At 54.2% G+C, this 20,518-nt stretch carries 13 protein-coding genes and 1 CRISPR repeat array; of the genes, 11 read left to right on the forward strand and 2 right to left on the reverse strand.

Annotated features, from left to right (window positions below):
- Positions 1-40: 40 nt before the first annotated feature.
- The 8 genes from cas6 to cas2 are packed head-to-tail and all read left to right on the forward strand — an operon-like array spanning position 41 to position 8,732.
- A complete protein-coding gene (cas6, locus tag AArcS_RS14295) occupies positions 41-907 on the forward strand; it encodes a CRISPR system precrRNA processing endoribonuclease RAMP protein Cas6 (protein ID WP_238478091.1) in 867 nt (288 codons plus the stop codon).
- Entirely contained in the window at positions 904-3,345 is a 2,442-nt protein-coding gene (locus AArcS_RS14300; RefSeq protein ID WP_238478092.1) for a hypothetical protein, read from the forward strand. The genes cas6 and AArcS_RS14300 overlap by 4 nt, the downstream gene beginning before the upstream one ends.
- Positions 3,342-4,283: a type I-D CRISPR-associated protein Cas7/Csc2 gene (cas7d, locus tag AArcS_RS14305; RefSeq protein ID WP_238478093.1), complete on the forward strand. Its 942-nt coding sequence runs from the start codon at positions 3,342-3,344 to the stop codon at positions 4,281-4,283. Before AArcS_RS14300 ends, cas7d begins: the two co-directional genes overlap by 4 nt.
- Positions 4,276-4,980 (forward strand): hypothetical protein, encoded by a 705-nt coding sequence (locus tag AArcS_RS14310; protein WP_238478094.1) that lies wholly within the window; start codon positions 4,276-4,278, stop codon positions 4,978-4,980. The genes cas7d and AArcS_RS14310 overlap by 8 nt, the downstream gene beginning before the upstream one ends.
- Positions 4,977-6,875: a type I-D CRISPR-associated helicase Cas3' gene (cas3, locus tag AArcS_RS14315; RefSeq protein ID WP_238478095.1), complete on the forward strand. Its 1,899-nt coding sequence runs from the start codon at positions 4,977-4,979 to the stop codon at positions 6,873-6,875. The genes AArcS_RS14310 and cas3 overlap by 4 nt, the downstream gene beginning before the upstream one ends.
- Positions 6,872-7,465 carry a CRISPR-associated protein Cas4 gene (gene cas4, locus AArcS_RS14320; protein WP_238478096.1) on the forward strand — a complete coding sequence of 198 codons (594 nt, stop codon included), beginning with the start codon at positions 6,872-6,874 and terminating at the stop codon, positions 7,463-7,465. The genes cas3 and cas4 overlap by 4 nt, the downstream gene beginning before the upstream one ends.
- Positions 7,462-8,457, forward strand: a complete 996-nt coding sequence (gene cas1, locus AArcS_RS14325; protein WP_238478097.1) for a CRISPR-associated endonuclease Cas1 — start codon at positions 7,462-7,464, stop codon at positions 8,455-8,457. Before cas4 ends, cas1 begins: the two co-directional genes overlap by 4 nt.
- Positions 8,458-8,459: 2 nt before the next feature.
- Positions 8,460-8,732: a CRISPR-associated endonuclease Cas2 gene (cas2, locus tag AArcS_RS14330; protein ID WP_238478098.1), complete on the forward strand. Its 273-nt coding sequence runs from the start codon at positions 8,460-8,462 to the stop codon at positions 8,730-8,732.
- Between the two features lie 115 nt (positions 8,733-8,847).
- A CRISPR array of direct repeats spans positions 8,848-14,905; the repeat unit is 37 nt; unit sequence GTCGAGACATCCAGAAAACCCAGCGCGGGATTGAAAC.
- A 391-nt stretch (positions 14,906-15,296) separates the two neighbouring features.
- Here the strand turns inward: cas2 and AArcS_RS14335 are convergent.
- Positions 15,297-16,259: an HNH endonuclease gene (locus tag AArcS_RS14335; RefSeq protein ID WP_238478099.1), complete on the reverse strand. Its 963-nt coding sequence runs from the start codon at positions 16,257-16,259 to the stop codon at positions 15,297-15,299.
- Between the two features lie 275 nt (positions 16,260-16,534).
- On the opposite strand from AArcS_RS14335, the gene AArcS_RS14340 reads away from it, so the two are divergent.
- The 3 genes from AArcS_RS14340 (at position 16,535) to AArcS_RS14350 (ending at position 19,573) form a co-directional block, all read left to right on the forward strand.
- Positions 16,535-16,771: a type IV toxin-antitoxin system AbiEi family antitoxin domain-containing protein gene (locus AArcS_RS14340; RefSeq protein WP_238478100.1), complete on the forward strand. Its 237-nt coding sequence runs from the start codon at positions 16,535-16,537 to the stop codon at positions 16,769-16,771.
- Positions 16,772-17,475: 704 nt separating this feature from the next.
- The gene (locus AArcS_RS14345; RefSeq protein ID WP_238478101.1) at positions 17,476-18,342 is read left to right on the forward strand and encodes a transcription initiation factor IIB family protein; all 867 of its coding nucleotides are present in this window, start codon (positions 17,476-17,478) and stop codon (positions 18,340-18,342) included.
- Positions 18,332-19,573: an HNH endonuclease gene (locus AArcS_RS14350; RefSeq protein ID WP_238478102.1), complete on the forward strand. Its 1,242-nt coding sequence runs from the start codon at positions 18,332-18,334 to the stop codon at positions 19,571-19,573. The genes AArcS_RS14345 and AArcS_RS14350 overlap by 11 nt, the downstream gene beginning before the upstream one ends.
- 234 nt (positions 19,574-19,807) lie before the next feature.
- Here AArcS_RS14350 and AArcS_RS14355 read toward each other — a convergent pair whose 3' ends face one another.
- Positions 19,808-20,425 (reverse strand): tyrosine-type recombinase/integrase, encoded by a 618-nt coding sequence (locus AArcS_RS14355; protein ID WP_375139620.1) that lies wholly within the window; start codon positions 20,423-20,425, stop codon positions 19,808-19,810.
- Positions 20,426-20,518 lie beyond the last annotated feature (93 nt).

Genomic DNA, 20,518 nt, shown 5'->3' on the forward strand with positions numbered 1-20,518 from the left:
GTTTTATATCGCCTGATTGTCCAGTTAGGATGACGACTGTATGGATCTCCAACCGAAACCAGACTCCCGACTCCGGCAGATCGAGTTGTCCCTCCGAGCTGACGAGCAGTTCGCCGTGCCGCTGTCTGATGGCTACTCTGTTTACAGCGCATTATTAGCCCTCCTGCAGTCGGACGACGAAGCTACGAGTGCTCGGGTCCACAACTCGAACATTGGTAGCCTTCACAGCAGTGGGTTGCGTGGTCCGTTCGGCAGTACTGACCGTTCACATCACAAGCTCGTCATGCCGAATACCGAGTATTCGCTCTCCTTAGGGATCACTGACCCCGAAGATGAGGCGATTTTCCAGGCGTTGGTTTCTACGCTTGTCCTTGGAGACGAGACTCTCGAACTGACTCATGGATCTCTTCACCTCAATTCCTTCGAGAGCGAGAATACTGGACACAAGGAACTACTTTCGAGGGCGTCGAAATTTGATGATCCCTCGGTCGAGATGGAGTTCCGTACGGCGACCTGTATCGAGGAAGCAGGCTCCGTGACGACGATGTTCCCGACCCGGACGGCCGTGTTTCCGAGCCTACTCGGTAAGTGGAACAACACAGCTCCCGACTCATTGGAACTGGACCTTGACCGCGAGACCCTGGCCGCGTCGGTAATTGAGAAACCCGACGCCAGAAATTATCAGACACATAGCGTGCTGGTGAATCGGGTCGAGGGCTCCAATGGGAACCCCCAACCGATTTTCAAACAGGGGTTCTCGGGACCTTGCACGTACGAGTTCAAAGACGCCAGTGATAGCGTCCAGAACGCTGTGACCACGCTCGCGCTGTTTGCTGAGTATGCTGGTGTTGGGAGTGCCGTCGCGCGTGGGTGTGGTGATGTTTCTGTAGAGGTGGTTGATGAATGAATCCAGACGCAGCGCGCGATGCACATAGAGGAATCGTCGAGGAAATTTATCCAAATATAATCGAAGCTGCCGGACAGTACGACGCGAAAGTCGACTCCAGTGCGAACTGCTCGCTTGCGGCGCACATCCTCAATGCAGTCACGGTCGGTGTGAACGCCTTCGTGTACGAAGCCGTGGGCGAAGACGAGGATCTGTACGAAGACTACGGCGAGGATGTGAAGGTGCTTGCAGCCGCACTCGCACTCCACGACACAAACAAGTTCGTGCGCGAGGCGTACGGAGTGGATGTCGACGGCAACACCAGCGACACGTTCGACTGGTATTTCGATCCCGAACCCGACGAAAATGACGAAGAACGAGACGGCGACCCGTTTGGTATTGAGGAGTTCCTCGGCGAGGGCTACCGAGACGATCTCCAGTACCTCGTCCAGCGAACTGAGATCGGTGAAAACAGTGCCGAACTCCGGGGACTCGACACCGACTTTCGAGGCCTCGAACGCTACTGCCGAATCGGCGACAGCGCGGCCTCTGTCGCGCTGAAACGGGGTTCGGAGGGCGTTTACGAACAGCTCTGTACCCTAATGGGCGAAGAAGATGTCCATCGAATCGAGTTCACCCAACTCGAACAGCCGATTCTGAACGATACACTGCTGGGGACTGCGAAAGAAGTCATTGCAGGAGAAACCGGCGGGGAGACATATGGTGTCGTCATCGGTAGCTCGCCGGATTCGATTGTCTATCTCGGCGAGTCGATTGATCGGTCGACGTTGGAACAGGCGGTTGCCGAGCGGGTTCCGGACCGAATCAGTGCTGAGTTCCAATTTGAATGTAAACTCAACTGGAACGCTTTTGATTATGACATCCTTGGCGAAATTGCACTCCCTTCCGAGAGAAAAGAAGAAAAAATTCAGAAACAGGCAAAAGAACTGCTTATATCTGGTTCGGGTCGAGATGATTCCTTCGAACGTGTTCCTGAAGAGTTCGCAAGGTACCTACCAGTTCTTATAAAAGCTGTCTATTTGGATGGTTGGAAAGAATATCCAACAGAGAAGCTTACGACTGCATTCAATGAAGTTTATGATTCAATTGAGGGTGGGAAAAGTGCCAAAGGGCAGAAGGTAAAAGTACGTTTCCTTGCACATCTTTGTGAAAATTATAAGAAGTTCGAAGCAGACTTAGAGGTTTTACGAGAAGAGGTACAGCCATCACTCCGCGACGATCTTGAACCGGAAACCGATGCTATCGGCACAGTCGTCAACCGATTTTTCGACGGTCGAATCTCCCCTGATCTCGGATCGAAAGACGAGATGTGCTTTTTGTGTGGTGCCGAGACGGACACCAAGTACCAGAAGGGTCTCAGTGGAATCTATCGCACACAGGAGTACTCACGTCGTGTGCCCCCACATGCGAAGTACAAATCCATCTGTGAGGTGTGTAATCTCGAATACGCGCTCCTGTCGTCGGTGTGTGAACAACACGACGTAAGCACCAACAACAGCCTCGAAGTCGCCTACTTCTACTTCGATGAGTTCCTTGGCGATGTTCGTCTCCGGAGCGGTCGTGTCGGGAACATCGTCCAGGGCGATGGCGACGAGCTGGACGATCCGGAGGTAACAAGTAACCTCATCCAGCCACAGTACTTCCTCCAGCCACTCTACGTCCTGAACGAAAATCACCGTATGGCGGTGGTCCGGCAGGTGATGCAAGCTGCCCAGGAATCCGGGATGAAGGTGGTCATTGGACGACCGTTTACGCGCTTCGACGGCGCTGACACGGTGTTCGCTGACGAGGAGACCACCCGACCACAAGAACTCCTCGGGCTGGATGAAGTCGAAAGGTTCGGACCGCTGCCGTCGTTCATTACTGACGAACGGACGGACTCACACCTTCGACGCGCACTCCAGCTGTTCAAAATCATGAGCATGGTTGGACAGGATGCCAATATGAGCAATCCATACCTCCAGCTCGACCGCGATACGTTCCACAGTATCGCCAACTTCGCCGTCGTACATCACGATCACGCAGTCCGACTCGATGATCTCAGACAATACTTCGAGACTTACCATGAAACAGAACTTATGGAAATGAAAACCGTCGCCGAGAGAGGCGTCGACCTCTTCGGCAAACAGTTCGACAGCAAGTATAAAAAGACTAAAATCTTCCGTGAGGCACTTGACGCATTCCTCAGCGGGAAAAACCAGCAGATGGACGATGACCGACTGATCGACTACGTCGAGAGTCAGGTGTACGCCGCCGCCGACCGCGAGGACTACGCGGGCCACGCGACGCCACAGGAGGCACAGGCGTTTGTCGAGGCGATCCGCACCTACCTCATCGAAAACGACCTGTATGAGTTGAAGAAGCTCTCCGACTGGGAGAACGCACTCGTCAACTCGTACTACTACGCATACGAACAACTTCTCTACTCCGACCAATGACACTCCAGTACCCAACCACCGGTCTCGAAGAATCGTTCGAAATCTACCGCAAACGTAAGCCCTCGGTCACACTCATCGTCAAGCGAAACGTGACCGAGCCCACGCTGTTCCGAAACTCCAGCCACGACCGCGCCGAAACCCAGGAGTTCGGCGACAAACTGCATGCCCAGGTCAACGGCGAGAAGTTCACCAGCAAGGAACGGCTGACCGGGCTCTCGCTCCTCCGACAGCTCGACGACGAGTTCGTCGACGAGGACTACGCATACAACGAACCTACAGATCTCGAAGGCTCACTGAACGTCGGGACACTGACCTACGGCCTAGCCGGAACTGGCGACCAAGACTTTGCGATCAAATCACGAGTCGTTGAGGGCTACACGTACACGACCGACGAGTACGACCTGATGAACAAAGAGACCCGGAACGCAGTCTACGAGTCCGGTACGATGCGAAATGAGGACGGCGATCAGTCCGAAGCCCTCTTCGATTTCGTCAAGGTCCAACCTGGCAACGATCTCGTTCACTTCATCACCCTCGAAGCCGCAACCGGGCCGATGCTGCTCTACGCGCTCCACAACATCCTCAACACCGGCAAGTACGGAGCCCGCGAGACCCGAACCGGACGGAACATCCGAAACGAAGTTCTCGGTGTCGTCCTCGGGGATCACGACACATCCCTGTCGACCGGCGAACTTCTGTTAGAGTATCACGACGAAGGTGACGATCTCGAAGCCAGTATCGGAGAATATATTGAAACCGTCCAGCGAACGGATTGGGAAGTCTACGGCGAGGTCGACGGAGCAGACCCATTCCCAGAGTGGTACGAACGGTTGGAGGCAGTCGCCAGCCGGGAGGCAGATGATGCCGATGAGGTGCTCCGTGAAGAGTTTGCGGAACTGATGGACGCCGCCGAAGACGTGTTTATTGGTGATGATTGAACAGACCTTCGAGGCAACGTTGTACGCGCCGCTCTTCTACTCCAGTTCTGAGGGGCGAGCGATACGAACACAGCCGACGCTGTCGTCGACAGCACTCATGCACGCCCTCGGATACCGGTATTTCGAACTCGAAAAGCGGTATGCCGAGTTCGGCGAGGACGCAACCACTGCGGACTACTCACACCTCAGAGAACAACCGTTCTTTGTCACCGATATGCGTCCCATCGCTGTCGAAACCGACGAACGCACGTTCCGGAGCACCGACTATCGCTCGGAACGACACTTCACGACAAACGATACGGACATCGCAAATCAGGTCTCAGGATCGAAATCAGTTCCCGAAATCCTTGAAAAATCAGGGGCAGCATACCAGACGATTCGAAACTACCTCGGGATCACTCCAGGATCAACGTTCGAGTTCACCGTCTGGAGCGAAACGGAGCTTCCGGAACACCCCTTTTTCCGAATGGGGATCAAGCAGACCGGCGAGTTCCGCGCAAAACCGGCTGAACTGGACACGCTGGTACTCAACAAATACCTGCTCTCAGAAGTGTACGAGCTACCCGATGAGCTGCTGACCGATCTAGTCGAACACAGCCAGAGGTTCAACCGGGGCAACGATCCACGGTTACAGCATTTCGTTGGTGTCGAGCCCGAGTTCGTCCGTGACCAGATAGTTCCAGAGGTGCTCGGATGACCGAATTCGAGGTTGCTGGCGCGAGCCTTGCGACAGAGACACCGGAACCGGCACTCGAAGATCGTGGCTTCGAATACGCCCGTGCGTTCCAGAACCGCGTTATCGAGTGGATTCACGATGGCACCGACCCCGTATCGGTTGTTCGTGCGCCCACTGGCGGGGGAAAGACCGCGACCTTCTACGAACTCATCGACTCACGGGATATGACACTTCTCGTCTATCCCACGAACGCGCTTCTCCGGCAGCAACGAGAGCGATTTGAGGACGACGATGTCGACGTCGCTGTCCTCAACGCAAACACGTTAGAAGGTCATGGACACGAACGGACGGAACAACTGATCGGCTTCGTCAACTCGTATGCAGCCGATTACGATGCAATTCTAACGAATCCTGACATCCTGCAGGCAGCGATCCAGGATATGTACGTCGGGAGTGACCCGATGCGGTTTTTTAATTGGTTCGATGCGATTGTCTACGACGAGTTCCATTTTTATGACGCTCTGTCAGCAAGCGGTCTGCTGTTGCAGATCAAGATTATTGCCGAACGACAATCCGATCCAAAGATACTGCTTGCGTCTGCAACGCCGAACGATGAGTTCGTCGAGTTCCTTCGTGAACAAGTCGGCTTGACTGTCCGCGATATCGGTGCCGACTACGACCCGGATGGCGATCAGTTCCGACACCGAATGGTTGTCCGTCGACACGAAGACAGGAAGATATTCGACTATCGAGACGAGATTGCCGCAGAACTCGAAGCAAAAGTTGAGGCAGTCGACGACTACGACGATCCGGAGGTTGTCCTCGTATTTAATAGTGCGAAGGACAGCAACGACTTCCATGATTTCCTCTACCACGAGTATCCGACTGTTTTCGAACACACCGCCAAAGACAACGGGTTCGATACGAACGACGAGGGTGCCGACCTCAACGATACGGAGTTCTACATCCTCAATACCACCAGCAAGGGAGAAGTTGGACTCGATTACGATGTGACGACGTTGTATATGGAAAAACCCTTCACCGCGAGTGCGTTTCTTCAGCGATTTGGGCGAGCAGGTCGTCAGTCGGAAGCGACCGTCGACATATACGGCCTCGGACAGGGACCGTGGGGCGAGAATGTTGATTTCCCCTCCTTCGCCGAACAGATCTACGAAGGACTGGACTCGACGCAGATGAATCAAAAACGGTTAGCTGACCTCGTCGGGTTCCGAGCGGCCTACGCCATTATGAAACGTGAGGAAGACTCATACGGGTTTAATCAGGAGCTGCGTGAGGACTTCAAGTCAAACATCGACAGATACGAAAAATGGTACAGGTTTATTCGGGCCGTTAACGCCGAATGTGGTGAAATAAAAGACGGATTCGGTCCGGGAAAGTACTCACAGAACGATCCCGAAGCGAAACTCTTGGAGTTCACCAGAGAATGCTTCAAAACGTTTCAGGGGCTTCGTGGTCGGTCGCTGTCGGCGTCGATCAAATATCCACGAGGAGACCGACTCGGTGTTACGACCTACGATCTCTCGACAACACTCCGTAACTACGATATCGTTGACGTTGGTGACGACGATATTCTGGTTTTGGGGCCAGCGGACGATACTATTCTATCGACCGTGACGGCACGTCTTCCAGCATATGAGACAGAGCCGACCCAGTACGATCAGACGAGAGGAGAGATAGAAGAACAGCTCCAGACGAAGATACACCGACATATCGATCAAGCCGAATTAAACAACGAGTTTGAGGTGTCGACAGAGCTGTTACATCGGCTGTTCCGCATCATCGATATCGTTGATGCAATCATTCCCTCTCGCATTACAACCTCCGAGTATGACATCGAAATCGATGACAACTCCGGTGGCCCGCCAGCAATCAATGTCCAGCCGCGTCAAATATGACTGATAACTTGATCAATGTCGCTGATCTCAACCAGTTTTCATACTGTCCACGGCGGTACTGGTATCTCCATTTCTATGATACCCAGGGCAGAAACTACGAGCGAATCGAGGGGAAAACAAAGCACGAAAACCAGGCAACCCGAGGCGATTGGGTCAACGAACTCTACCTCGAATCCGAAGAGCTTGGTCTCAAAGGAAAGATAGATATTCTCGATCTGGACGGTAATCAAGTCGTTCCGGTTGAACGAAAGCGAGCGGAGAGTGGAGACTACTACAAAAGTGATGAGATGCAGTTGGCGGGCTACTGTATGCTACTTGAAGATCATTTAGATCAGCCCGTTTGTCAAGGGGCGATCTACCTCTACGAAACTGACCAACGAATGCATATTCCGATAACGGAATCCCACCGGGAGGATGTCCACAAACAGATCGAAACAATGCAATCGATGTCCGTCGACTCCATCCCACCACTCACGGACAACCCAAAGAAGTGCGAAGCCTGCTCGGCGCGAGAGTACTGTATGCCGGAGGAAACTGCGATGCTCGAACCAGAGAAGGCACACGGAACAGGCTGGGAGGAGGAAATATGAAAGCCACCGAAGGGATGTTCGATGAGTCAGTTGTCTACGTCACCCAACAGGGTACCCAAGTCGGAACCGAGGGCGGACGGATCACTGTCTGGGATGTCGATGGCGACGAGGGGGAACTCGCCTCTTTCCCGACTGAAAAGCTGGATACGATCAACGTCTTCGGCGGGGTGAACTTCTCGACGCCGTTTGTTGCCGAAGCCAATCGTCACGGGATTATCCTGAACTATTTCACCCAAAACGGAAAGTACCGTGGGAGCTTCGTGCCCGAAAAGAACACCATCGCTGAGGTTCGCCGGGCCCAGTACGATCTCGATACATCAGCCGAAGTCGATATCGCCGCATCGATGATCGCCGCCAAAATTCGCAATTCTCGGACACTCCTCTCCCGCAAGGGCGTTTACGGGACAGATGTCCTCAAAGATCTCGGATTAAAGGCAACTACAGTAGCAACGAAAGACGATCTACGTGGCGTTGAAGGTGAAGCCAGCGAACGATACTTTAGCCGACTAGACGAGACGATCACCGATGGCTGGACATTCGAAAAGCGGACGAAACGACCACCGGAAGATCATATCAACTCGTTACTGTCACTGACCTACGTATTCATGAAAAACGAAGTTCTCAGCGCGTTGCGTCAGTTCAACCTCGATCCGTTTTTGGGTGTGTTGCACGCCGATCGACACGGTCGTCCCTCGCTTGCACTCGATTTACAGGAGGAGTTCAGGCCAATCTTCTGTGATGCGTTCGTTACTCGGCTTGTCAATCGGGGAGTCATCACCCACGACGAATTTACCAAAGACAACCATCTGGCGGACGAAGCATTCAAAACGTACTGCTCGAAGTTTGACGATTTCATGCAAGAGGAGTTCACCCATCCATACTTCGAATACACCGTCACGCGTCGGAAGGCCGTACGACAACAAGCGATCCTGTTGCGGAAAGCGATTACTGGTGAGCTAGACGAATATCACGCGCTGACGTTTTCAAAGTAACCATGCGTCTGGCAATTGCCTATGATGTGAGTTCGGACTCGAACCGTAGGCGTGTGTACCGAACGCTCCAGCGGTACGGAGCTTGGCGGCAGTACAGCGTTTTCGAGGTCGATGTAAGCAAAACAGAGCGTGTCGAGCTGGAAGACGAGCTTGAATCACATATTGAGCCATCAGATGGAGATCGGATTCGCATCTACCGTCTATGTGAAGCTTGTCAAAACAACACGACCGACCTCGGGTCCGATCCGCCTGATGAGCAATCGAATGTGCTCTAACGGGGTTTACGTTGACCTTTATAAAATCCTTGTACAGCCCCGGTCGATGTAAACGGTACTGAATTTCGAGCACTGAGAAAGGTTTTTGATCCCTATAGCCGTATTTTCACCCCCTGTCGAGACATCCAGAAAACCCAGCGCGGGATTGAAACGTTTATCCGGCAGGCCTTCGAGGACTACGTTTCGAGGTCGAGACATCCAGAAAACCCAGCGCGGGATTGAAACTGCTCTCCATGAGCGACATGGAGCGACCGGACCCAGGTCGAGACATCCAGAAAACCCAGCGCGGGATTGAAACTCGGATAGTCCTCGATCTCGATAACGTCCCCGCCCGTCGAGACATCCAGAAAACCCAGCGCGGGATTGAAACACGACGAGAGCCCCGAGGAACAGGACGCACAACCAGTCGAGACATCCAGAAAACCCAGCGCGGGATTGAAACGACACGTCACGCCAGGCCGCAGCTCGAAGACAGTGTCGAGACATCCAGAAAACCCAGCGCGGGATTGAAACCCAGACGAGCTGCGAGAGCGTGCTCACTGGCTTACTGTCGAGACATCCAGAAAACCCAGCGCGGGATTGAAACACGATGAGGACGAAGACGCCGGGAACGGATCAAACAGTCGAGACATCCAGAAAACCCAGCGCGGGATTGAAACTTCTCGATGGTGCGATCTTCTACGACGCTTCGGAGGTCGAGACATCCAGAAAACCCAGCGCGGGATTGAAACCTGTTGCTGTTCTTGGTCGGTGGGCTATTCAGCCAAGTCGAGACATCCAGAAAACCCAGCGCGGGATTGAAACTGCGGTCGGTCCTCGCTCATCGCATCGACTTCTCGGGTCGAGACATCCAGAAAACCCAGCGCGGGATTGAAACCGGGGATCGGTTATGCGGTGATTGATGCCTACGGTCGAGACATCCAGAAAACCCAGCGCGGGATTGAAACGCGTCGAAAAAACTACCAGCGTCTCGAATCTCGCGGTCGAGACATCCAGAAAACCCAGCGCGGGATTGAAACCTCGCCTGATCGAGCCGAGGAGTATGTCGCGACGTGGTCGAGACATCCAGAAAACCCAGCGCGGGATTGAAACACGGTGAGACTGATTGTACCGTATCCGAGTGTATTGGTCGAGACATCCAGAAAACCCAGCGCGGGATTGAAACCCGTCGTCACTCATGCATGAACCTCCGGTTCGGTGGTCGAGACATCCAGAAAACCCAGCGCGGGATTGAAACAACACCGCCCGATCGCCGCCGTTGCGGTTCACGTGTCGAGACATCCAGAAAACCCAGCGCGGGATTGAAACTACCGGGCCTATCACCGGAAGCTAGAGAAGAACGGTCGAGACATCCAGAAAACCCAGCGCGGGATTGAAACGAGTATGCACCGATGCACATGCGAGGATAACCTACGGTCGAGACATCCAGAAAACCCAGCGCGGGATTGAAACACGACTGGGCCGACCGCGTCCAGAGACTCCGCACACAGTCGAGACATCCAGAAAACCCAGCGCGGGATTGAAACGTCATCAGTGTGGCGGCTATCGCCCCTGGTGCGATTGTCGAGACATCCAGAAAACCCAGCGCGGGATTGAAACCTGGTCTGGTTCCGGCTCGGGGACAAGCTCGACGAGTCGAGACATCCAGAAAACCCAGCGCGGGATTGAAACCCGCCCATGTGGCGAGCGAGTCCGACCGATCCGCGGGTCGAGACATCCAGAAAACCCAGCGCGGGATTGAAACTCCCGTGCTCACAAGCACGATCGCGGCGAGTGCCGCGGTCGAGACATCCAGAAAACCCAGCGCGGGATTGAAACCTCGATCGCAGGACAGAGCCGATCAGGGCCGGTTGTGTCGAGACATCCAGAAAACCCAGCGCGGGATTGAAACTGCATGGTGGCGGCAAGGGTCCGGGCCAGCCGCTTCGTCGAGACATCCAGAAAACCCAGCGCGGGATTGAAACCGTCATCGTTCTCGGCAGCACAAACGTAGCCGATACGTCGAGACATCCAGAAAACCCAGCGCGGGATTGAAACTTCTCCGGGCATGTTCTCGTCATGCTCGGTCGAGACGTCGAGACATCCAGAAAACCCAGCGCGGGATTGAAACTAAGGCGTCTACAACGTCGTCGTGCGAGCCTTCGGGGGTCGAGACATCCAGAAAACCCAGCGCGGGATTGAAACACGAACTGTTAGCGCACTTGTCTGAAGCTATGCAGTGTCGAGACATCCAGAAAACCCAGCGCGGGATTGAAACAGTTGAAAGGTGTCAAAATCGCTCGTGCAGATACAGGTCGAGACATCCAGAAAACCCAGCGCGGGATTGAAACAATATTTCGGTGAGGATTTCAGTCAGTATCCTCATTGTCGAGACATCCAGAAAACCCAGCGCGGGATTGAAACTAACTCATGCTCCTTTACCCCTCGCGTAAGCGTCAACGTCGAGACATCCAGAAAACCCAGCGCGGGATTGAAACACATTTCGACGAATCCCCCCGTGGCGGTCGATCTGTCGAGACATCCAGAAAACCCAGCGCGGGATTGAAACGCGCGGTCTTGGCCGTCACAGTCGCTGTATCGGGTCGAGACATCCAGAAAACCCAGCGCGGGATTGAAACAGATCGTCACGCAGGGCGACAACAACGCCTATCAGGGTCGAGACATCCAGAAAACCCAGCGCGGGATTGAAACAAGTCCAGTTATCAATCCTGATATCTCGCGCTTTTATGTCGAGACATCCAGAAAACCCAGCGCGGGATTGAAACCCGTCCTCGATGTCGGCTGCGTAGATACTCCCAGATTGGTCGAGACATCCAGAAAACCCAGCGCGGGATTGAAACGCCTGTATGCGCGTTTACGACGTGATAAGCATCATGTCGAGACATCCAGAAAACCCAGCGCGGGATTGAAACTCAATTACGACGGCAGTGAACCGGTGGGGTACGTCATGTCGAGACATCCAGAAAACCCAGCGCGGGATTGAAACACGGTGCCGGTTACTGGGTCGCCAGCATATAACGTCGAGACATCCAGAAAACCCAGCGCGGGATTGAAACGACAATCGTAGAGCCGCCAGACAGACGCTCATGCACGTCGAGACATCCAGAAAACCCAGCGCGGGATTGAAACACGAACTGTTAGCGCACTTGTCCGAAGCTATGCAGGTCGAGACATCCAGAAAACCCAGCGCGGGATTGAAACAGCGAGTGATGAAAGACCGAGCAGCCGATATCAACGGTCGAGACATCCAGAAAACCCAGCGCGGGATTGAAACAAGAATGAGTTACAACAGTTGGTACGACGACAGCGGTCGAGACATCCAGAAAACCCAGCGCGGGATTGAAACTAGGTCCTCCGGTAGCTCGTCTTCGATAATATCAGGTCGAGACATCCAGAAAACCCAGCGCGGGATTGAAACAGTCCGAGTTGACGGAAGTACAGCGCCATCTGGCCCGTCGAGACATCCAGAAAACCCAGCGCGGGATTGAAACTAGCTTCTGGTGCTCCGCGTCGGGAGTCGCCTGGTGCGTCGAGACATCCAGAAAACCCAGCGCGGGATTGAAACTCGTCGTCCGAGACGAGTAGGGGGTCGGCGGCCAGGTCGAGACATCCAGAAAACCCAGCGCGGGATTGAAACTCGGCCTGATCGTGATCGTTGGCGGCACGGTTTTCGGTCGAGACATCCAGAAAACCCAGCGCGGGATTGAAACCGTCACTTGCCATAGTTGTCAACTCCGAGCGGTTGTCGAGACATCCAGAAAACCCAGCGCGGGATTGAAACATGTCGACCACTGTTCCTCAAATGTGTCTGGATCGTCGAGACATCCAGAAAACCCAGCGCGGGATTGAAACTCGCTGACTTGGAAGAAGATGTCAACGACTCCGAGCGTCGAGACATCCAGAAAACCCAGCGCGGGATTGAAACCGGTATGGATCGTCTCCCGATAGCGTACTCTCGGGTTGTCGAGACATCCAGAAAACCCAGCGCGGGATTGAAACTAGCCGTATCCCGCTCGTCAAGGATCTGTTCGCCTAGTCGAGACATCCAGAAAACCCAGCGCGGGATTGAAACAGCAATGAATCAGACGACGGTCTTTTGGTCGTCGGGTCGAGACATCCAGAAAACCCAGCGCGGGATTGAAACCCGGACGGCAGCAGTGCCTTGCGACATATCAGGGAAGTCGAGACATCCAGAAAACCCAGCGCGGGATTGAAACGACTCGGACCTCGCGGACGTTATCCGTGTGCAGGTCGGTCGAGACATCCAGAAAACCCAGCGCGGGATTGAAACTAGAAGTCAATGCCGTCTATCGGTTTTAGGTCACAGTCGAGACATCCAGAAAACCCAGCGCGGGATTGAAACGATTCCATCAGCCGATTCAAGAACGCCTGTTGCAGGGTCGAGACATCCAGAAAACCCAGCGCGGGATTGAAACCGCTCGGTCGGCGTCAGTTGCATCTACACTGATATAGTCGAGACATCCAGAAAACCCAGCGCGGGATTGAAACTGCTCTCCGGCGATATCGAGCAGCGGCGTCACTGCCGGGTCGAGACATCCAGAAAACCCAGCGCGGGATTGAAACATTGCATCTGCGAAATTCGTCACGAAGTCCGTCCCGGTCGAGACATCCAGAAAACCCAGCGCGGGATTGAAACTCGGCGAGCCACAACCTACGTTTAGCTATACAGTCGAGACATCCAGAAAACCCAGCGCGGGATTGAAACCAGAACTTCCTTGGACAGGACGGTTCAGATAGCGGTCTGTCGAGACATCCAGAAAACCCAGCGCGGGATTGAAACAGGGACAGAGAGATTCTGGTCCCGATTATTACGAGATAGTCGAGACATCCAGAAAACCCAGCGCGGGATTGAAACACTTTGCCTCATGGGTGGCTAACGACCTGCCGAGACGTCGAGACATCCAGAAAACCCAGCGCGGGATTGAAACAGCATGTCTCGCTGGAAAGCGGTCAGATCTGTGAGGTCGAGACATCCAGAAAACCCAGCGCGGGATTGAAACATTCGGCGGCGGTATCACGACCCACAGCGCTGGCAGTCGAGACATCCAGAAAACCCAGCGCGGGATTGAAACTACGTTCGGGACACGCGCGGGCGGATCGCGCAACTGGTCGAGACATCCAGAAAACCCAGCGCGGGATTGAAACGATGAGATGTTCACGCAGCTGGAAAGAGAGGCAGGTCGAGATATCCAGAAAACCCAGCGCGGGATTGAAACGCGACGACGCGGCCGCTGCTGGGGCCCGATCGGGTCGAGACATCCAGAAAACCCAGCGCGGGATTGAAACTCGTAGACAGCGTACGAGTCGCCGTCCTCGTGTAGGTCGAGACATCCAGAAAACCCAGCGCGGGATTGAAACCGGGATTCGAGGTTGACGACGGTCCAATTGGCGTGTCGAGACATCCAGAAAACCCAGCGCGGGATTGAAACGCCGGTGAATCGCCACGACGTGAAAAGCGCCGCGGCGTCGAGACATCCAGAAAACCCAGCGCGGGATTGAAACTCACTGCTGGCGACCGACGACGGCGGCTTTCGAGGTCGAGACATCCAGAAAACCCAGCGCGGGATTGAAACACCAGGCCGCTCGATTCGACCGACCAGTATTCCTCGGTCGAGACATCCAGAAAACCCAGCGCGGGATTGAAACAGGACATTGAGATCAAGGATTACGACGACCCTGTTGTCGAGACATCCAGAAAACCCAGCGCGGGATTGAAACTGATCGCGTTGGTCGGGGTGTTGATCGTCGGCACTAGTCGAGACATCCAGAAAACCCAGCGCGGGATTGAAACCGCGAGGCCGTCCAGGAGGTCGATCGGGATGAGTGGTCGAGACATCCAGAAAACCCAGCGCGGGATTGAAACATGGCCGAGCAGGCTGCGAAAGTTGGTTGGATATAGTCGAGACATCCAGAAAACCCAGCGCGGGATTGAAACATGGCCGAGCAGGCTGCGAAAGTTGGTTGGATATAGTCGAGACATCCAGAAAACCCAGCGCGGGATTGAAACGTGACGGCAGTGCCCTGTTCCCTGGCGCAGGCGGCTCGTCGAGACAACCAGAAAACCCAGAACGGAATTGAAACACGTCCTGGCCTTCCTGGTACTGTACCCCGGCGTGTCGAGACAACCAGAAAACCCAGAGCGGGATTGAAACCCGTAGCCCCAGGATCGAACGGGATCTATGCCGCCATCGAGACGACTAGAAGATCCGTCGCGGAATTGAAACGAGACGACTGATACGGCGATAACAACGAGAGATAATCAGTATCTTCAACGGTTCAATCGACGGATTCTGCATAGTTTCGACCCGCAAGATGGTCGCGCCGTTAGTCGTCTAGGCGTGCTCTCGCCAGCGTCCGACTTCGAGCTAGTCTACGTTTGCGAGAAACTGAATGGTGTGCCACATCAGCTCGTTGTAGACCAAGACATCGCGCCGATATTTCGGCAACTCTCAGCAACCGGGTGTTTCACTCGAAGCCATATCTAAAGAACAGAGTTTCAACAAACCCGATGTTTGGCCAATCGTGGTTTTAATACAGAAATCTTCAGTCAGATTCTTCCGCAGCAGCCGCCGGTTGATCAGGTATTGAGGTATCCGGTGAACGCTCCACTCTCAGGTGAGTTATCAGGGTTTCGAGTTGGGAGATCATCTCAGAGAGTTCCGATTTACCAACAGTAACCTCACCGGCGTTTGTAGTCACTTCGTCCTCTCTCTGTTCTGATTTCCCTTCCTGAGCGGTTTCAGAGTCTGTCAGAAACGATGTCAAGGTCTGAAATTTCGCACCGACTGATTGTTTGTCGAGGTCTTGGTCAGATGAATCATCACCAAGTGGAAGTCTGTACGCGAGCGCGCGCTTCTGCATGTAGTGAGTGGTGCGTTCGTGGACACCCATGTCAGCCGCGATTTTCGAACGGTCAATCCCGTAGTTCAGGAGGCGACGGACGAGTTCATCTTCGAACCGTTTGATGAGTTTGCCCGTATCGTTCGGAAATTCACCGCGTGCTGTCCGATTGATTTGATGAGGTAGCCCCCACTCGCCGGTATCGGCACTTTGGTCCACCAAGGGATGAGTGAGTCGGTCGATTCGTCGATGGTGACCCATGAGATGCCAGAGTCGCTCCCGGGTCGCCATATTCGACTTATTGTCGTCGATATCTGCCATGATCTCCTGTACTGAGGCCGGACCGCGGCGTGAGAGAGTGCTGATGATCTCGAAATCGTACGTGAAGAGTTTTAGCTCCTCTTGTACCGTGTCCGTCTGGAACGGAAGATCATCAGGCATCCGGGTCGTTATGTAATGATGACACACCTCACACAGAGTCGTCCCGTTGTCGGGATGGTGATACTCAATTCCATCAGGATCATCCTCGATATGGTGTGCTTCGAGTCGCGCGGTACCACCCTTCTCCACCCACTCTTCGCCACATATTCGGCAGCGGTAGCCGTCGCCGTCAAACACTTCTAACCGGACATTGGTTGGAAATGATTCGTTTGTATTCTTCATCATGTTTTTTGCTTTTTGACTTGAGATCCGTTCCCTTGTTACTAGAGGGGAGCACGTGCCGGTTCAGCCTACCACCACCCCCACTTTCCATGGAGCGATTAGATAGGTCCCAATCCCTGCCACCACTCAGGGAGAAACCCATATCGAACCGGCCGTGCAAATCTACTTTCTATTTCCAAGTACAAATAACTTTGTAATTCATAGTGGAATAGAATATTAGTGTATAGCTTAATTAAGAGCAGAACACATTTTTGCTCATGCTACGAGTCACAGATAGGATGGTCAACGAGAGTTACGAACCCTCACCCGCCGAAGAGGAGATTATGGATCTCCTGCAAGAAGGCCGCAATGCTGGGGAACCCTGGGGATACACCACGCCAGCACACGTGCGAGAGCATATCGGAATCGAAGAGGGCAACGAGAGTTTTCACCTACGACAACTCACCAGTGCGGGGTGGATTGAGAAGGTCTCCCGGGGATTTTATCGTTTCGTTGAGGATCCACGAGAAGTATAGTTTGACGTTCCTCTAATGGGTTCGAGAATTGATCGTATTTGTGCCAGGCGAACTCACTGAATGCTGCTAGCGAAATGTGGATACTACTGAGCAACGCTCGTCGTTGAGACTGAGCGAACGATCCAAGCTGTCCCGATCCGAGTCGCACAATTATTTGAAAACCTGATCCAGAACGCAGTCGAACATACTGGCGAGGATGTGACGATTACCGTTGGTGACATAGAGACTGGATTGCTATATCGAAGAGGACGAAGCAGGGATTCCTGCGGAGGAGCGAGAAGACTTGTTCAAAGCCGGGTACTCAACAACAGCAGAAGGAAGGGGGTTTGAGCTTACAGTTTTGTTTGTGAGGACGATGGGTCTGCGCCCGGTTCGACCGAGAGTGAAGCCGTATCTCATACTGACGATTTACATCGAGAGTTGCGTGCAGCAATTGAGGCGCTTGAAGCGGCTGACGAAGCACTCTGACGGGTAGACCTGTGAGAGCGTGGTTCTGTGCTCAGCATGACTGAGTGAGGAGGTGCTGGCACGACTCCGCTCTTCTTGGTTCGGTTTGGGACACGAAAGTGCGCGCTGAAAGGCCAACCTGCCTAAAAGCGACCTGTTCTTTCAATGGGCCGAGCTGCGTTGAGACGGCCAGATCGTCTCCGAGCACCAACTTTACAGCGAAGGTTACATACAGTAGAGTTGTTATTTACTGACTGATGCAGGCTCGGTATTCGGAACGTTCGGTGTTGCTGTATATTGGGACCGAGATCGAGCGAATGGGTGAGGCGCTTGACGCTGCAGAGGACACAATGGTTGATGGGATCCGGTTGGGCGGTGATGTCCTCCGGTCTGGGTATGATTACGATTCGATTGATAGTGTCGCCGGTGCGTGCTTTCATCTCGCGTGTACTCGGCAGGACGAACCGATTTCGCTCCCGGATATCGCGGATCAGGCTCGGAAGTCACAGAAGAACATCCAACATCTGAGCGCGAAGTTGATGTCTGAATTGGAGATTCAGCCGACACCGGTTGAAGCGGATACGTACCTCGATGACGGTATTGAGGAGTTCGGATTCACAGAGGATCAGGCGGCGGAATGTTTCGAGTTGCTTGAACGTGGGAAAGACCGCAATCTCCACAGTGGTCTCGCACCGACGACTGTCGCCGGAGCGATCCTGTATGCCGTCGCCAAGAAACACGGGCTTGATGTCCGTCAACGTGAAATCTCCGAGTTCGTGAACAAGACCGATGTTTCGATCCGGAATAACTACAAATCGTTCCTGAAGTTGGCTGACGATGTCCCGGTGGACGTGCTTCCACCCCAGACGCTTGATGAGGCAATTGCGGCGCTTCAGACTACTTTTTCCGAGCACCCGGCCGTGTATGCTGACGATGCACGCGAGATATCGACCGGCGCGGATGTTGGAGACAGCGCCAGTGATGCAGGGATTGTCGGTGGCGCGTACCTCAGTGTCGCCCAAGCACACGGAGAAGAGTTGACCGCTGGCGACCTCAGTACCGAACTCGGTGTCGGGAGTCAAACAATCGCTAAATACAACGAGATGTTCACCGATGACGACTGAAGAACAGCAGGTCCCGGGACAGCGGTGTCAAGAGTGGCGTGTGGCGTACCGCGACGGGAAAACCCCGTACGAACTCTCGGTCGAAGAAGAGCTGCCGCGTCGGAAGGTCCACGACCATCTGACTGGACAGTGTTCACACGATGGCGAGGAACCTCCGATATCACGTGGTCGAACCCACGGCGTAACTGCTCCCGAATGTCGTGGTATCAGAGACCGGTACGCCGCAGGAGAGGCTATCGAAGCGCTCCAAGCTTCGACTGGGCGTCGCTGGCAGACACTTGTCCGGCACCTTACTGGAGCGTGTTCCCACGAGACCGCTGTCGAAGCGCCGACAGTCGCAAAGGAGGAGATTCTCAGGCGGGATCGAGTGACGGCTGAGGAGTGTGCGCAGCTCCGTCGTGGAGTTCGAGATGCTGATAGCGTTATGGCCTACGCTGATACTGTCGAGCACGAGTATCAGGCTGTGCTCGCGCACGTCAACGGTGAGTGTACCCACGAGATCGATGCGCCGCCACGAGAACCGACTGATCGGAGTCAGGATATCTCAACGACGGAGTGTCAGACCATCCGGGAGACGTATCGCTCCAGTCCAGATACCGAAGTCACCGATATTGCTGAAGAGTACGGCTGCTCACCGACGACTATCGAGCGCCACGTCACGTTCCGATGTTCGCACCCGCCTGTGGACGCGTTGGTCACCGATGTCGAGGCAGTTCAGGATATTCTGGCATCTGGCGTGGAAGTGGACGATGGATTGAGTACACTCAGTTCTGCGGAGATTGTCCGGCTAGAGAGTGCGAAGAACGCTGACCGACAGGAACCGGCCCGGGACTTGGCGACGCCCGACCCGGAGCGCGTCGAAACGACACGGAGTCGGGTGGTCCGTAACACCGACCTCACGCACGATATGAAGCGGATGTACGACCACACCTGCCAAGTCTGCGGTGCCTCCCGGCAAGGTCCCGACGAGGATCCGTATGCCGAAGCGCACCATATCCGGCCGCTCGGCCGTCCGCATGATGGGCCTGACGAGCCCGAGAATATCCTCGTCCTCTGCCCCAATCATCACGCTGATTTCGATTACGGTCGGCTCACCGTTGATCCAGAGACGCACCGTGTGACGCACACCTACGAAGACGCCGTTGACGGAACCCAGCTATATATCGCAGACCCCCACGAACTCAGCGACGACCATCTTACGTACCATAACAGAGTCATCGCTGGCGAGTAACTCCAGGTCCTCTGGGAGATAGCCTTCTGTAAAGATACAAACGGGATTACTCTCTAAGGTGGGCGACTCGACCAATTACTTGCGTGTCTGTTCTCGTGACAAAAGAGTGATCGACGGACGGCGATGATGTAGTGGCAATGCGACTATAGTTGCGTTTCATCAGCGTGCGCTCGTGACTCGCTGAGGTCGTGAGCTGTCTTCGTTGCTGATGCAGGCAGGCCCCGTATCTGTCACTCACACCTTTAGCAAGTGGTCGTAGACCCTCTCAGTCGTCTGAATACTTCGGTGACGAAGCCGATTGCGGACATCGTACAGCGTGTTTCCGTCTTCTTCGTTCATCATTCGATAAGCAACGCCGTGCCGTAGCGCGTGCGGTGTAACGTCGCTTGGATCGCCTCGACTCCCATCGAGTTTGTAGGGTCGAATTCCTGCCTCCTCAGCGATCTTGTGAAGCATATTCCGCACGCCTTGTTCGCTGATGCGTTCTGAGGAGCGAGAGGGGAAGAGGGATGGCGTGTCTTTCCATCGGTTGGTGAGATACGCAGAAAGTAGCCGTGTCGTGTCGTCAGCGAGTTCGAGGGTCACTGGCGGTGGCGAGTTCTGATTCGGGTAATCCTTCTGAATGCCGGTGGGTAGGTAGAGCTCTGAGTTGTTGTTTCGAAGCAATTCAACATCGAGTTGGACGAGTTCGCCGACCCGGAGCCCAGTATCGTACATCGTCGTGACAATTGCTTCATTTCGTTGTTGGAGATAGTCGACACCAGTTGCGTAGCACGCTGACCGGAGTGCTTCGGCTTGGTCTGGTGTCACCCACACTTTCGCTCGAACTTGGGAATTTGCGTATTCGCTCATCTTGACAAACTCTCCTTATAAACAAGAGTGGACTGTAGTTACTTGAACTTTGGAGTCTGCACATAGTTTCACAAGTTCACCTGTGACATGCGG

The sequence above is a fragment of the Natranaeroarchaeum sulfidigenes genome (genome assembly GCF_017094485.1).
In the GTDB taxonomy this organism is placed as follows: Archaea; Halobacteriota; Halobacteria; order Halobacteriales; family Natronoarchaeaceae; genus Natranaeroarchaeum; species Natranaeroarchaeum sulfidigenes.

Coding starts and splice junctions, on each gene's coding strand:
- cas1 (WP_238478097.1), top strand. CDS start 7,462: ATGAAAGCCACCGAAGGGATGTTCGATGAGTCAGTTGTCTACGTCACC.
- AArcS_RS14345 (WP_238478101.1), top strand. CDS start 17,476: ATGCAGGCTCGGTATTCGGAACGTTCGGTGTTGCTGTATATTGGGACC.
- AArcS_RS14310 (WP_238478094.1), top strand. CDS start 4,276: ATGATTGAACAGACCTTCGAGGCAACGTTGTACGCGCCGCTCTTCTAC.
- cas7d (WP_238478093.1), top strand. CDS start 3,342: ATGACACTCCAGTACCCAACCACCGGTCTCGAAGAATCGTTCGAAATC.
- AArcS_RS14300 (WP_238478092.1), top strand. CDS start 904: ATGAATCCAGACGCAGCGCGCGATGCACATAGAGGAATCGTCGAGGAA.
- AArcS_RS14335 (WP_238478099.1), bottom strand. CDS start 16,259: ATGATGAAGAATACAAACGAATCATTTCCAACCAATGTCCGGTTAGAA.
- cas4 (WP_238478096.1), top strand. CDS start 6,872: ATGACTGATAACTTGATCAATGTCGCTGATCTCAACCAGTTTTCATAC.
- cas3 (WP_238478095.1), top strand. CDS start 4,977: ATGACCGAATTCGAGGTTGCTGGCGCGAGCCTTGCGACAGAGACACCG.
- AArcS_RS14340 (WP_238478100.1), top strand. CDS start 16,535: ATGGTCAACGAGAGTTACGAACCCTCACCCGCCGAAGAGGAGATTATG.
- cas2 (WP_238478098.1), top strand. CDS start 8,460: ATGCGTCTGGCAATTGCCTATGATGTGAGTTCGGACTCGAACCGTAGG.
- AArcS_RS14355 (WP_375139620.1), bottom strand. CDS start 20,425: ATGAGCGAATACGCAAATTCCCAAGTTCGAGCGAAAGTGTGGGTGACA.
- cas6 (WP_238478091.1), top strand. CDS start 41: ATGGATCTCCAACCGAAACCAGACTCCCGACTCCGGCAGATCGAGTTG.
- AArcS_RS14350 (WP_238478102.1), top strand. CDS start 18,332: ATGACGACTGAAGAACAGCAGGTCCCGGGACAGCGGTGTCAAGAGTGG.